This window comes from Streptomyces sp. NPDC001380, from assembly GCF_042895785.1.
Taxonomy (GTDB): Bacteria; Actinomycetota; Actinomycetes; order Streptomycetales; family Streptomycetaceae; genus Peterkaempfera.
Map to the genome: position 1 here is coordinate 255,630 of NZ_JBIAWP010000002.1, position 13,906 is coordinate 269,535.

Genomic DNA, 13,906 nt, shown 5'->3' on the forward strand with positions numbered 1-13,906 from the left:
CGGTCCCCGCCGCCGCAGGGCGGTGGGGACCGGGCGGCGGTCCGGCGGCCCCGTCAGGCGACGCCGAGCACCACCTTGCCCCGGACGCGGCCCGCCTCCACCAGCTCGTGCGCCTTCGCCGCGTCCGCCAGCGGCAGCACGCTCTCCACCACCGGCCGCAGCCGCCCCTCCTCCACCAGCGCCCTCAGCGCCAGCAGCCCGCCGAGGTCCGGCTCCACCAGGAAGCCGGTCATCCGCAGGCCCCGCTCCTCGGCCTCCCGCGCCACCGCCGGGTCGCTGCCCGACGGCACCGCGACCACCAGGCCGCCCGGCCGCAGGGTGCGCAGCGACCGGCGCAGGTGGTCGGGGGTGCCGATGCTGTCCACCACCACGTCGAAGTCCCGCACCGCCTCCTCGAAGGGGACGGCGGTGTAGTCGACCGCCTCGTCCGCCCCCAGCGACCGCAGGAGGTCGTGGTTGGCGGCCCGGGCCGTGCCGACCACGTACGCGCCGCGGGCCTTGGCGATCTGCACCGCCAGGTGCCCCACCCCGCCCGCGGCGGCGTGCACCAGCACCCGCTGCCCCGCCTCCACCCGCGCGGTGTCGACCAGGATCTGCCAGGCGGTGAGCCCGGCCAGCGGCAGCGCCGCCGCCTCGGTGTGGGAGAGCCCGGCGGGCTTGGGCGCGAAGTGCCGGGACGGCGCGGTCACGTACTCGGCGAACGCGCCGGCGGCCCGCGGGAACCACGGCATGCCGAACACCTCGTCGCCCGGCTTCAGGGTCGTCACACCGAAGCCGACCTCCTCCACCACCCCGGACACGTCCCAGCCGAGCACGAACGGCGGCGCCCCCAGCACCCCCGCCATGCCGGCCCCGGCCCTGGTCTTGGCGTCCACCGGGTTCACCCCGGCCGCGTGCACCCGCACCAGCACCTCGGTGGGGATCGGCTCCGGGCGGACCACCTCCGCCGTCCGCAGCACCTCGGGGCCGCCGAAGCGGTCCTGGACCACCGCCTGCATCCGCGCAGTCATGCCCTGCTCTCCTTCGTCGTGTGCGCCGCGCCGGTCGTCCCCGCCGTGCGGCGTCTGCCACCGTCCACCCTGGACCGGGGGAGGGTGTGCCGGTAGACGGCACTCCGGAGTGCCTGCCCCGGGAACACCCGCCCGCCCCGCCGCCGTTGCCCCCCGCATGGACCCCGCACGACGCACGGACCCCGCAGGGCCGGGCCGCCCCGGCGAGCGCCCCCGGCGCCCGCGCCTCGCGGCCGCCCCCACCGCCCCCGACGACGGCGACCTCTGCCCCTGCCGCCTCCTGCTGGACCGCCTCGGCGACCGCTGGTCCGCGCTCGCCCTGTGCGTCCTCCACGAGGGGCCCGAGTACCACGGTGGGCTGCGCCGGGCCATGGGCGGCGAGGTGAGCCGCCAGGTCCTCACCCGGACCCTGCGCGCCCTGGAGCGCGACGGCCTGGTGGACCGCGAGGTCGAGCCCGGGCCGGTGCTGCGGGTCCGGTACGCCCTCACCCCGCTCGGCCGCACCCTCGCCGAGCCGCTGGCCGCCGTCCGGGACTGGACCGACCGCCACCGCGACGCCGTCGACGCCGCCCGTGCCGCCTACGACGCCCGGCCGCCGGAGCCCGCCGTCACCGAGCTGCGGCGGGCCGCCCCGCCCGAACCGCCCGCCTCGGCCCCCGCGGCGGCGCGGCGGTAGCCTGGCCCGATGCTGAGAGTGGGCCTGACCGGCGGCATCGGCGCCGGCAAGAGCGAGGTGTCCCGGCTGCTCGCGTCCTGGGGCGCGGTCCTCGTCGACGCGGACCTGATCGCCCGGGAGGTCGTCGAGCCCGGCACCCCCGGCCTGGCGGCGGTCGCCGCCGAGTTCGGCGAGGGGGTGCTGCGGCCGGACGGCGCGCTGGACCGGCGGGCCCTCGGCGCGCTCGTCTTCTCCGACCCCGGGCGGCTGGCCGCGCTCAACGCGATCGTCCACCCGCTGGTCCGGGAGCGGTCCGCCGAGCTGGAGGCCGGCGCGGGACCGGGGGACGTGGTGGTCCAGGACATCCCGCTGCTCGTCGAGAACGGGCTGGGGACGCTCTTCGACGTCGTGGTCGTCGTGGACGCGCCGGACGACGTGCGCCTCGACCGCCTCGTGCGGCTGCGCGGCATGGACGAGGACGAGGCCCGCGCCCGGATGGCGGCCCAGGCCGGCCGGGAGGAGCGGCTGGCCGCCGCCGACCTGGTCGTCGACAACGGCGGCCCGCTCGCCGACCTGGAGCCGCGGGTCCGCGAGGTGTGGGAGCGGCTGCGGGAGCGGGCCGCCGCCTCCTGAGGCTTTGCGGCCACGTCGGGCCCGGGAGCGCGTCCCGGGCCCGTTCCTCCCGGGCCGCGGCGGTGCCGGACAGGGAGCTGGTGCCGCCGGACGTCTCGCGCCGTTCCGGGTCCCTCCCGGACCGAGGTCCGGCCCCCGGAGCCACCAGGGCCTGCCGCGGGTGTCCACGGCGGGAACACGCTCGGCCCGGTGTGTCCGGCCGGATTCGTCGGAATAACAGGCCCTGGCGCCCTGGGCTGCGCACCGAACGGAAGCAGCACCGGGGGCGGCCCCGGCCCGACTCCCGGTGCGGGGCGTGACGGGCCTCCCGGACGGGGCAGGCCCGTCCGGGAGGCTCCTTCCGGGCCGGAGGCCCCTTCGGCGGCGTGCCCTGTCGTGGCTCTCCTACGCGGCGGCCCGGTCCGCAGCCGGGCGGCGGCGGGACAGGGCGTCGTCGAGCGCCGGAGGACGCCAGGCCCCGTCTGCCCGGTACAGGTCGGTCCCCGGCGGGACGATCGCGTCGATCCGGTCGAGCGCGGAGTCGTCGAGCACCAGCGACGCCCCGGCGAGGAGGTGCTCCAGTTGTTCGGCGGTGCGGGGTCCGATGATGACCGAGGTGACGGCGGGGTGCGCCGCGGGGAAGGCCACCGCGAGCTGGGGGAGCGAGCAGCCGAGCTCGTCGGCCAGGCCGGCCAGCTGCTCGGCTGCGGCCAGCTTGGCGGCGTTCCCGGGGACCGCCGGGTCGAAGCGGTGCGGGGTGAGCCGGGCCCGCCCGGTGGAGAGGTCGACGGGGCGGCCCTGCCGGTACGCGCCGGACAGGAAGCCGGAGGCCAGCGGGCCCCAGGTCAGGACGCCCATGCCGAGGCGGCGGCAAGTGGGCAGCACGGAGGACTCGACCCCGCGGGCCAGCAGCGAGTAGGGCGGCTGCTCGGTCCTGAAGCGCTGCAGGCCGCGGCGTTCGGCGACGTGGTGGGCCTCCACGACGTCCTCGGCCGGGAAGGTCGAGCAGCCGAAGGCGCGGATCTTCCCCGCCCGCACCAGGTCGCCCAGGACCCCGAGCGTCTCCTCGACGTCGGTGGTGCGGTCGGGCCGGTGGACCTGGTAGAGGTCGATCCAGTCGGTCCGCAGCCGCCGGAGGCTGTCCTCCACGGCGCGCAGGATCCAGCGCCGCGAGTTGCCGCCGCGGTTCCGGCCCTCCGTGAGCGGGAAGTGCACCTTGGTGGCGAGGACCACGTCGTCGCGGCGCCCCAGGAGCGCCTTGCCGGTGATCTCCTCGGACTCGCCCGCCGAGTACATGTCGGCGGTGTCCACGACGTTGACGCCCGCGTCGAGGGCCGCGTGGACGATGCGGACGCACGCGTCGTGGTCGGGGTTCCCCACGGCGCCGAACATCATGGTGCCGAGGCAGTGCGTGCTCACCTCGATGCCGGTGCCGCCGAGGACGCGATAGCGCATGGTGCTGCTCCTTTGCCGGTGGGTGCGGTGCGCTGTGCACCCTAGGAGCTCGAGTCGACTCGAGATCAAGCCTCTAGGGTGGCGGGATGGCTGAGCGGGAGCAGGACCTGAGTATCGGTCAAGTGGCGGAGCGCACCGGGCTGAGCGTCCACGCGCTGCGCTTCTACGAGCAGGAAGGGGTGATGTTCGGCCCGGTGCGGCGCGGTCCCGGCGGTCGGCGCGTGTACGGGGAGCAGGACGTGGGCTGGCTGAACCTCTGCGTCGTCCTGCGGGGGTCCGGCATGCCCCTGCCGGAGATCCGCCGTTACACCGAGCTCGCCCGGCAGGGGCCCGGTACCGAGCGGGACCGCCTCGCGCTGCTGCTGCGGCACCGGGAGGCGGTGGACGCGCAGATGGAGCAGCTCCGGCGGTGCCGGGAGATCGTCGATCACAAGGTGAGGGTGTACGAGGGCGCCCTCGACGGCGCTGCCGCCCTTGCTGAGGCCGATGCCGCAGGCCCAGCGCGGCCGGGGTGAGGGCGCTCGGCCTGAGGGGTGCGTCCCCGACACCCCCCGAGGGGTGCCGGGGACGCCGCTGCGGAGGCCCGGGACTACGGCTTGACGCCGACCGCCGCGTAGCCCGGCGCGCGGTCGTCGCCGTCCTGGAGGGGCCCGTCGGGGCGCCACAGCGGGGTGGTGACCAGGCCCGGCTCCTCCAGGTCCAGCCCCTCGAAGAAGGCGGCGACCTGCTCGCGGGTCCGCGGGACGAGCGGCGCGGTGGAGTTCGCGTACAGGGCGCGGGCCCGGTCCACCTGCTCGGGCGTCGCGAAGTCGCCGGTGGCGTGGGAGAGCACCAGGCGGCTGCCGGAGGGCAGGGCCTCGGTGAGGCGGCGGACGATGCCCACCGGGTCCTGGTCGTCGCCGAGGAAGTGCAGGACGGACACCAGCATCAGCGCGATCGGCCGGTCGAAGTCCAGGACGGCGCGGACCTCCTCGTCGGCGAGGATCTTCTCCGGATCCCGCAGGTCGGCCTGGATCACGGTGGCGTTGCCCCGGCCGGCGGCCGCCAGCAGGGCGCGGCCGTGCACCAGCACGATGGGGTCGTTGTCGAGGTAGGCCACCCGCACGTCGGGGGCCACCTCGGCGGCGATCTGGTGGGTGGAGCCCGCGGTGGGGATGCCGGTGCCGATGTCCAGGAACTGCCGCACGCCCTCGCGGGCGACGTGCCGCACCGCCCGCTGCAGGAAGGCGCGGTTGGCGAGCGCGCCGGTGCGGAACTCGGGGCTGATCCGCAGGGCCTGCTCGGCGGCCTCGCGGTCGGCGGGGAAGTTGTCCTTGCCGCCCAGGAAGTAGTCGTACATCCGTGCCGGGTGCGGGATGTCGGTCCGCAGGTCGGTGGGAGGCCGGACGCCGTCCTCGTCCGCGTGCATCCACTGCTGGCCCTGGCTCATCGCATCTCCCCGGGAGGGTCGGTCTCCTTCGTGTGCGTGCAGGATAGGGCGGCGGCCCGCTTCGGACGCCGCCGCCCCGTCAGATCCCGCTACCGGCCGGTAGTTTCCGGCCACCCGGCCCCTCGGCGGCCTGTCCCGGGCCGTCCCGATCCGTCCCGTCCCGGGCCGTGCGGTGCCGTGCCGTGGGGTGCCGTGCCGTGCCGGACGGTCCCGGACCGTCCACGGCCGCCGCGCTCCGGAGCGGACCGCTCAGCCCCCGACGCGCACCACCGCCGCCGAGGCCGGCGGCAGCGCCAGGCCGTCCCGCCGGCCGCCCCCGCCGGGGGCGCCGTCGCAGCCGAAGGCGGCGAGGACCTCGGTGCGCGTGCCGCCCAGGGGGACGGTCCGGGGTGCGGAGGAGAGGTTGACGGCGGTCCGGTACGGTCCGCGGTGCACCACGAGCCACCGCTCGCCCTCGTCGAAGGAGACCTCGACCGCCGACAGGTCCGGGTCGGTGAGCCCCGGGTGGGCGCGGCGCAGCGCGATCAGCTCCCGGTACCAGGCGAGCAGCGCCCGGTGCGGTTCGCGGTCCGGCTCGGACCAGTCGAGGGTGGAGGCCGCCACCGTGGAGGACGCCTGCGGGTCGGGGATCTCGTCGGCCTTCCAGCCGTGCCCGGCGAACTCCCGCCTGCGGCCCTGCCGGACGGCCTCGGCGAGGTCCGGATCGGTGTGGTCGGTGAAGTACTGCCAGGGCGTGGCGGCGCCCCACTCCTCGCCCATGAAGAGCATCGGGGTGAACGGCGAGGTCAGCACCAGGGCCGCCCCGGCGGCGAGCAGGCCGGGGGCGACGGTGGCGGAGAGCCGGTCGCCGAGGGCGCGGTTGCCCACCTGGTCGTGGGTCTGCAGGTAGCCGAGCAGCCGGTGCCCGGGGGTGCGGTGCAGGTCCAGGGGGCGGCCGTGGGTGCGCTGCCGGAAGGAGGACCAGGTGCCGTCGTGCAGCCAGCCGCGGGTCAGGGTGCGGGCGAGCGCGCCGAGGGGGCCGCGGGGCAGGCCGGCCACCGCGTGCGGGGGGCCGGAGGGCTTCCCGGCGAAGTCGGCGTAGTAGCCCTGGTCCTCGCCGGTGAGGGCGGTGTGCAGGGCGTGGTGGAAGTCGTCGCTCCACTGGGCGGCCAGGCCGAGGCCGCCCGCCTCGCGGGGGGCGGTGGTGCGGGGGTCGTTGAGGTCGGACTCGGCGACCAGGAAGAGCGGGCGGCCGGTGGCGGCGCCCAGGCGGTCGACCGTGCGGGACAGCTCCTCCAGGAAGGGGGTGGCGCGGTCGTCGGCGAGGGCGTGCACGGCGTCCAGCCGCAGGCCGTCGACGCGGTAGTCGCGCAGCCAGGCCAGGGCGCTGCCGATCAGGTACGCCCGGACCTCGTCGGAGCCGGGGGCGTCGAGGTTGACCGCCGCGCCCCAGGGGGTGTGGTGGCGGTCGGTGAAGTAGGGGCCGAAGCGGGGCAGGTGGTTGCCCGCCGGGCCGAGGTGGTTGTGCACGACGTCGAGGACGACGCCGAGCCCGCGCCGGTGCGCGGCGTCCACGAAGCGCTTCAGGCCGTCGGGCCCGCCGTAGGGCTCGTGCACGGCCCAGAGGCTGACGCCGTCGTACCCCCAGCCGTGGCGGCCCGGGAAGGGGCAGACCGGCATCAGCTCCACCAGGTCCACGCCCAGCTCCACCAGGTGGTCCAGGCGTGCGGCCGCCGCGTCGAAGGTGCCCTCGGGGGTGAAGGTGCCGACGTGCAGCTCGTACAGGACGCTGCCGGGCAGGGCGCGGCCGTGCCACACCACGTCCGGCGACCAGGGGAACGCGCCGTGGTCCACCAGGCGGCTCGGGCCGTCGGGGCCGTGCGGCTGGCGGGCCGAGCGGGGGTCGGGGAGCAGGTCGCCGCCGTCGAGGCGAAACCCGTAGTCGGAGCCGCCGGGGTCGGCCGGGGCCTCGGCGCGCCACCATCCCGGCCGGTCGGGCTCCGGGTGCATGGGGTGGCGGGCGCCGTCGACCTCCACCTCGACGTGTCCGGCCTCGGGGGCCCAGAGCCGGAAGGGGTGGGCGGTGGCGCGTGCGGCCATGCGGGACTCCTCGGATGCGTCGGGCGGATCGGCGCGGGGCCCGGCCGGCGTCCTGCACCGTCCGCCCGTCCGCCCGTACGTACGGGCGGACGGGCGGACGGGCCGGGCCCACGGACAGGCGTACCCGCCCGGCGCCGCCGGGCATGCCCCCGCGGCGCCGGACGGGTGGGTTCAGCCGGCCAGCAGCGCCACCGGCAGGTGCTCCAGCAGCTCGGCGACCGGCAGCACGCCGGGGGCGAAGGTGCGGCCGGTGAGCAGGTCGGTCCAGCGTCCGGCGGGGCAGCCGGGCAGCTCCAGCGAGGTGTCCGCCCAGCCGCCGTCCCGCTCCAGCCCGTACGGCAGGCGGGTGGCGGCGGCCAGCACGTCGTCGCCGCGCACGTGGGCCAGCAGGTGCTCCGCCGCGGTGCCGCGGGCGGCGAGCGGCGTGTACCCGCCCGCGAAGGAGCCGGGCCGGTCGCGGCGCAGCCGCAGCGCCGCGGCGGTGAGGCGCAGCTTCTCGGCCGCGAGGCCGTCCGGGGCCGCCCCGGCGTCGAGGGCGGCCAGACGGCGGCCCATGGCGGCGAGGTCGACGGGGCGCCGGTTGTCGGGGTCGACCAGGGTGTACAGCGGCTCCTCGCTGCCCTGGTACAGGTCGGGGACGCCGGGGACGGTGAGGTGCAGCAGCGCGGCGGCGAGGGTGTTGCTGCGCGCGTACGGGGCGTGGGCCTCGACGAACGCCGCGACGGGGCCGGTGGCCTCCGGGTCGTCGAGCACCGCGCGGGCGTACCGCTCCAGGGCCTCCTCGAAGCCGGGGTCGGGCTCGGTCCAGGAGGTCTGCAGATCGGCCTCGCGGACGGACTTCAGCAGCGCCCCGACCAGCCGGTCGCCGTCGATCGGCCAGGCGGCGGCGAGGGTCTGCCACAGCAGGTACTCGGCGGCGGGCCCCGGGTGCGGGCCGGTGCGGTGCCGGGCGGCCGCCCGCGACCAGGCGCGGTGGGCGGCGGCCCAGGTGCCGGGCGTCTCGGCGAGCACGGCGAGCCGGGCCCGGGCGTCGGCGCTGCGCTTGGTGTCGTGGGTGGAGAGCGCGGTGAGCCCGGCGGGCCAGTGCCGCCGGACGTGCGCGCACCAGGCGTGGAACCGGTCGGGCGTGGTGCCCGGGTGGCCGGGGTCGCCGCCGACCTCGTTGACCGACAGCAGCGGGTACCAGCGGTAGAACGCCTTGTCCTCCAGGCCCTTGGCCGCCGCTGCGGAGCAGGTCTGGGCGAAGCGGGCGGCGAACTCGTCGCGGGCCGGGCCGCGCCCGAGCCGGCCCAGGGCGAGGTCCCGGACGGTCTCCAGCGCGGCGGCGAGCTGCTCGGCGTCGGAGGGGGCGGGCACGGGCTCGGCCGGGACGGTGAGCGGCGCGCCGGGCGCGGGGGCGGCGTCGGCGAGCGCGGTCAGCTCCCGGGCGGCCTCGCCGGGCGCGGGCTCGCCGGGCACGACATAGGGCCGGTAGACGGGGTGGGCCGCGACGAGCTGGGCGGCGGCCTCGGTCAGCGCCCAGCCGGGGTGGTCGCGGTGGGCGGCGACCCCGGCGTCGGGGGTCTCGTTGCAGGCACGGGCGGCGGTGCGGCCCAGGCGTGCGATCTCCGCGGCCAGCTCGCGGCGGACGACCTCGCGCCGGGCGTCGGCGGCGGCCCGCCGGTAGACGGCGGACGGGTCGGCGGCGTCGGCCGGGGGCGCGCCGGGGGAGGGGGTGAGCAGGCCGGCGGCGTCCTCGGCGATCCGCCGCACGCCGTCGGCGTCGGTGAGCACCCCGTCGACGTGCAGCAGCGCGTCGTAGCCGGTGGTGCCGGCGCAGGGCCAGTCCTCGGGCAGCCGCTCGTCGCCGGTGAGGATCTTCTCCACGACCGTCCAGGCGCCGCCGGTGGCCCCCGCCAGCCGGCGCAGGTAGCCGCGGGGGTCGGCGAGGCCGTCCGGGTGGTCGATGCGGAAGCCGTCGAGCACCCCCTCCTCGTACAGCCGCAGCAGCACGCCGTGGGTGGCGCGGAAGACCTCGGGGTCCTCGGCGCGGACCGCGATGAGGTCGTTGACGGTGAAGAACCGGCGGTAGTTGAGGTCGGTGCGGGCCAGCCGCCACCATGCGAGCCGGTACCACTGGTGGTCGAGCAGCTCGGGCAGCGGCAGGTGCTCGGTGCCGGGCCGCAGCGGCAGGACGTGCTCGTGGTAGCGCAGGACGGGCTCGGCGGGCGCGTCGCCGGCCTCTGGGTGCCGCACGGCGGCCTTGCCGGGGGAGAGCTGGTCCAGGACGGCGCCGAGGCGGTCGCCGAGGAGCGGCAGCAGCACCCGCCCGCGGTGGGGGGCGTCGGCGGGGCCGGTCTGGGCGGTCCAGTCGATGTCGAACCAGCGGGCGTACGGGGAGTCGGGCCCCTCGCGCAGGACGTGCCACAGCGGGTGGTTCAGGTGCTCGGGGACGGGGAGCGCCATGTGGTTGGGCACGGTGTCGGCGACCAGCCGCAGGCCGTGGGCGCGGACGCGCTCCGCGAGGGTGCGCAGGGCGGGCTCGCCGCCGAGCTGCTCGCTGATCCGGGTGTGGTCGACGGTGTCGTAGCCGTGGGCGGAGCCCGGTGCCGCCTCCAGCAGCGGGGAGAGGTGCAGGTGGGAGACGCCGAGGGCGGCGAGGTGGGGGACGGCCGCCGCCGCGTCGTGGAGGGTGAAACCGGGCTGCAGCTGGAGCCGGTAGGTGGCGGTCGGCCCGGTGCGGTCGGGTGCGGCGGCTGTCATGTGCCCATGCCTACCCGGTGGAGGCGCGGTGCACATCCGGGCGCGGGCGTGAGGGCGAATCCGTCCGCCGTCCGCCGTCCGCCGTCCGCCGTCCGCCGTCCGCCGTCCGCCGTCCGCCGTCCGCCGTCCGCCGTCCGCCGTCCGCCGTCCGCCGTCCGGGCCGGCAGATGCCGGCGGTCGGCGGGCGGACGTCCTGAGGCGGCCGCGTCATCGTTGTCATGACCCCCGCCGATCGACGGGGGTGGACGAATCCGATTCATCCGCTCGTATGACGACCTGGTGAAACCCTAGTTACCGAGGACTTCTGACGGTTCTGCGGCCAAAATTTGTCGCTAGTGTGTCCCCCGGCCGCACATGTGGCCGAAGTGCGAGGGGTGGCTGCGCGCCGTACGGCGCGCGGTGTGCGGGGAGGGTGCGTGTCTTCCGTTTCGGAAATCGCCGACAGCGTCTGGTCCTGGGTCGTGCAGGCGACCGCGGAGACCTCCTGGCGCGACGTGATGCCGCTCGGCGTCGCCGGCGTCTTCGTCTGGGCCCTGTGGCTGGTGCGCGCCGTCGTGTCGCGCTTCAACAAGCCCGTGGTCAACGACTTCCGCACGACCACCTCGGTGGTCGTGCCGTCCTACCGGGAGGACCCGGACATCCTCATGGAGTGTCTGGCCACCTGGCTGGAGCAGGACCCCACCGAGGTCATCGTCGTGCCCGACGTGGCCGACACCGAGGTCCAGCGCCGGCTCGCCGAGGTGGCGGACCCCCGGCTCCGGGTGATCGTCTTCGAGCACGCGGGGAAGCGCTCCGCCCTCGGCGTCGGCATCCGCGCCGCCGTCGGCGAGATCGTCGTCTTCGCCGACTCCGACACCCGCTGGACGCCCGGCCTGCTCGCCGCCGTCCAGATGCCCTTCGCCGACCCGGGCGTGGGCGGCGTGGGCACCCAGCAGAACGTGTACCAACGCGAGACCAGCGTCTGGCGCCGCATCGCCGACTGGCTGGTCAACCTGCGCTACTACGACTACGTGCCCGCCATGGGCAAGTACGGCGGCGTCGCCTGCCTCTCCGGCCGCACCGCCGCCTACCGCCGCTCCGCGATCCTCCCGGTCGTGGAGAACCTGGAGAACGAGTTCTTCCTCGGCCGCCGCTGCGTCGCCGGCGACGACGGCCGGCTCACCTGGCTGGTCCTCGCCCAGGGCTACCGGACCGTCCACCAGTCCTCCGCCCGCGCGGTGTCGATGTTCCCGGACTCCTTCCGGGCCTTCGTCAAGCAGCGGGTCCGCTGGAGCCGCAACTCCTACCGCTGCTACCTCACCGCCGTCGCCAAGGGCTGGCTGTGGCGGACCCCGCTCGTCACCAAGGTGACGGTGCTGCAGATCCTGCTCACCCCCGTCACCATGGGCATGGCCGTCGGCTACCTGCTGCTCAGCCGCCTGGAGATGACCCCGCGCAGCGCGGCCATGGTCCTCGTCTGGCTGCTGCTGGGCCGCGGCGTGCGCGGCTACTCGCACCTGCGGCGGCACCCGAAGGACCTGCTGATCCTGCCGCTGCTGGCCCTGGTCGTCATCATGATCTCGCTGCCCGTCAAGCTGTACGCCTTCGTCACCATGAACAAGCAGGGCTGGCTCACCCGCAGCGCCGACCGGATCGGCGGCGAGGGGCAGACCGCCGCCACCCTCGCCCCGCCGTCCGGCGTCTCCCTCGACCTGCTGGCCGAGGCCCCCCCGGCCGCCGAGGCGCCCGGCGCCCCCCGCCAGGACGCCGCCCTGCCGCACCAGCGCACCTCCGGCGGCACCGGCCACGGCACCCCGGCCCACGGCACCCCCGTTCACCAGGAAGAGGTCATCGGAGCGTGACCCGCACCCCCGTGCGCGGCGCGTCATCGCGCCGCGCGGTCCCCGCGACCCTGCTCGCCGCCCTCGCCGGCGCCGCCCTGCTGCCGGTCGCCGCCGCGACCCCGGCCGCCGCCGACACGGCGAGGCCCTCCACGACCTCGCCGCAGACGGCCGAGCGGGAGGCCGCCCTCGTCGCGGAGGAGGACCGCCGGCTCATCGAGGTCCGCTCGGTGGCCGCCGTCGCGCCCCTGCGCGGCCGGACCTGGACCAGGCCCTACCGGCTGGACACCGGCGGCGGCTACACCCTGGTCCTCACCCAGCGCAGCGCCCCCTACACCGTCGCGGACCTGCTCACCCTCGCCCCGCAGACGTTCACCCGGCAGCGGGACGGCTCCTACCTGCTGACGGAGAACCTCTACCTCAACTCCGGCGCCAAGCTGAAGCTCTCCAACCCCGGCGGACTCAAGCTGCGCCTCGCCAGCAACGACCGCGGCTTCGTCTCCATCGTCTCCTTCGGCGGCACCCTCACCATCGCCGGCACCCCCCAGGCCCCGGCGCAGATCACCAGCTGGGACCCGCGGACCGGCCGGTCCGACACCGAGGTGGCCGACGGCCGCGCCTACATCCGCGCCATCGGCGGCACCTTCGACATGGAGTACGCGGACATCACCGGCCTGGGCTTCTGGTCCGGCCGCACCGGCGGCCTCAGCCTCACCGGCACCGACCGCCCCAACACGGGCAACGTCGAGACCTCGCAGCACGTGACCAAGGACGAGCGCCACCAGGCCAAGGCCGACCGGCTCTCCGGCGGCGGCCCGGCCAGCTCCGGCACCCCCCTCAGCAGCGGCGACGTGCAGGCCAGCCCCGCCGGCCCCCTCGGCACCCCCGACGCCCGCTTCTCGGTGCCGGGCCAGAGCTACGTCTCCGCCAAGGTCGCCCACTCCACGCTGCGCGGCAACGCCTTCGGCCTCTTCATCTCCAGCGCCAATGGCGTCACCGTCAGCGACTCCACCATCGAGGACAGCCTGGAGCACGGCCTGGTGCTGCACCGCTTCGCCTCCAGCACCGTCGTCGAGCGCACCACCTCCCGGCACAACGGCGGCGACGGCTTCGTCCTCGCCCGCGCCACCGAGGAGGTCCGCATCAGCGGCTCCACCGCGGCCGACAACGGGGGCAACGGCTTCACCCTCAGCGGCCAGCCCCTCGCCGAGGGACCGTCCGCCTCGGGTGAGTCCGTCGACAAGTACGGCTCCAACTCGGTCTCCAACAGCGTGGCCCGCAACAACGGCCACTACGGCATCGAGGTCGTCGGCGGCACCGACATCGGCGTGCAGAACAACCGCGTCGAGGGCAGCGACATGGGCATCGTCGCCCGCCAGCGCGTGGAGAAGGTCTCCATCACCGGCAACCAGGTCTCCGGACAGCGGCGGCAGGGCATCGCCGTGCGCGACCACGTCCGCAAGGCCACCGTCACCGGCAACGTGGTCGAGGACAGCGACACAGGGATCTACGTCCGCGACTCGCTCGCCGAGGTCCGCGGCAACACCGTGCAGGACGCCGGCAACCACGGCATCAGCCTCGTCGGCACCACCGGGGGCTCGCTGGTCAGCTACAACGTGGTGGCCGGCGTCGGGCCCAGCGCCATCGACACCTCCCGCTCCTACGGCGGCCGCGCCACGGTGAAGGAGAACCAGACCTTCGCCTGGCACGACACCAGCTCCTTCTGGGTCCGGTTCCGGCACTACATGAGCCCCATGACGATGCTGTGGACCGCGATCCTGCTGCTCATCCTGTTCGCCGCACTGCGGGGACGGAAGCGCGGACAGCGGGTGCTCGGTGCGCACCCGTACACCGACAAGCGCCCGCTGGGCGGCCGGTCCTGGGCGCTGCGCCGCGGCGACCGCCGGACCTCCGGCGGCGAGACCGGGCCCGCCCCGGCGCACTGAGCCCGGCCGGCGGGCCGGCCCCGGCCGGGCATCCCGCCGGCCCGAACCGGCCCCGGCCGTGTGCACGGCCGCCCCGCGGCGCGCCGGCCCGGTCCGGTGCGGGATCCGCCCGTGAGAGGATCCCGCACCGGCCGGCCCGACCCGTCCGGCAGGTCCGC

10 protein-coding genes are annotated in these 13,906 nt (G+C 76.3%); 5 read left to right on the forward strand and 5 right to left on the reverse strand.

Annotated elements, in window-relative coordinates; all coding sequences use genetic code 11:
• Nucleotides 1-53 precede the first annotated feature (53 nt).
• Complete coding sequence (locus ACFY07_RS03890; protein WP_390867227.1) at nt 54-1,010, reverse strand: NADP-dependent oxidoreductase; 957 nt, start codon at nt 1,008-1,010, stop codon at nt 54-56.
• Nucleotides 1,011-1,167: 157 nt separating this feature from the next.
• Here ACFY07_RS03890 and ACFY07_RS03895 point away from each other — a divergent pair, with 157 nt between their 5' ends.
• Together ACFY07_RS03895 and coaE are read left to right on the forward strand one after the other, a co-directional pair.
• A complete protein-coding gene (locus tag ACFY07_RS03895) occupies nt 1,168-1,686 on the forward strand; it encodes a winged helix-turn-helix transcriptional regulator (RefSeq protein WP_390867228.1) in 519 nt (172 codons plus the stop codon).
• Between the two features lie 9 nt (nt 1,687-1,695).
• Nucleotides 1,696-2,298: a dephospho-CoA kinase gene (coaE, locus tag ACFY07_RS03900; protein WP_390867229.1), complete on the forward strand. Its 603-nt coding sequence runs from the start codon at nt 1,696-1,698 to the stop codon at nt 2,296-2,298.
• 384 nt (nt 2,299-2,682) lie between these two features.
• Here coaE and ACFY07_RS03905 read toward each other — a convergent pair whose 3' ends face one another.
• Nucleotides 2,683-3,732, reverse strand: coding sequence for an aldo/keto reductase (locus ACFY07_RS03905; RefSeq protein ID WP_390867230.1), 1,050 nt, complete (start codon nt 3,730-3,732; stop codon nt 2,683-2,685).
• A gap of 86 nt (nt 3,733-3,818) precedes the next feature.
• Here ACFY07_RS03905 and ACFY07_RS03910 point away from each other — a divergent pair, with 86 nt between their 5' ends.
• Nucleotides 3,819-4,247, forward strand: coding sequence for a MerR family transcriptional regulator (locus tag ACFY07_RS03910; protein WP_390867231.1), 429 nt, complete (start codon nt 3,819-3,821; stop codon nt 4,245-4,247).
• Nucleotides 4,248-4,321: 74 nt separating this feature from the next.
• On the opposite strand, the gene ACFY07_RS03915 is transcribed toward ACFY07_RS03910, so the two are convergent.
• The 3 genes from ACFY07_RS03915 to treY all read right to left on the reverse strand — a co-directional run bounded on the left by ACFY07_RS03915 (nt 4,322) and on the right by treY (nt 9,982).
• Nucleotides 4,322-5,161 (reverse strand): SAM-dependent methyltransferase, encoded by an 840-nt coding sequence (locus ACFY07_RS03915; RefSeq protein WP_230648132.1) that lies wholly within the window; start codon nt 5,159-5,161, stop codon nt 4,322-4,324.
• Nucleotides 5,162-5,410: 249 nt separating this feature from the next.
• On the reverse strand, nt 5,411-7,240 hold the full coding sequence (gene treZ / locus ACFY07_RS03920) for a malto-oligosyltrehalose trehalohydrolase (RefSeq protein WP_390867232.1): 1,830 nt from the start codon (nt 7,238-7,240) through the stop codon (nt 5,411-5,413).
• Nucleotides 7,241-7,411: 171 nt separating this feature from the next.
• Entirely contained in the window at nt 7,412-9,982 is a 2,571-nt protein-coding gene (treY, locus tag ACFY07_RS03925; protein ID WP_390867233.1) for a malto-oligosyltrehalose synthase, read from the reverse strand.
• Nucleotides 9,983-10,398: 416 nt separating this feature from the next.
• Between treY and ACFY07_RS03930 the strand changes: the two genes are divergently transcribed.
• Both ACFY07_RS03930 and ACFY07_RS03935 read left to right on the forward strand, forming a co-directional pair.
• The gene (locus ACFY07_RS03930; RefSeq protein WP_390867234.1) at nt 10,399-11,823 is read left to right on the forward strand and encodes a glycosyltransferase family 2 protein; all 1,425 of its coding nucleotides are present in this window, start codon (nt 10,399-10,401) and stop codon (nt 11,821-11,823) included.
• On the forward strand, nt 11,820-13,748 hold the full coding sequence (locus ACFY07_RS03935; protein WP_390867235.1) for a right-handed parallel beta-helix repeat-containing protein: 1,929 nt from the start codon (nt 11,820-11,822) through the stop codon (nt 13,746-13,748). The genes ACFY07_RS03930 and ACFY07_RS03935 overlap by 4 nt, the downstream gene beginning before the upstream one ends.
• Nucleotides 13,749-13,906: the final 158 nt, after the last annotated feature.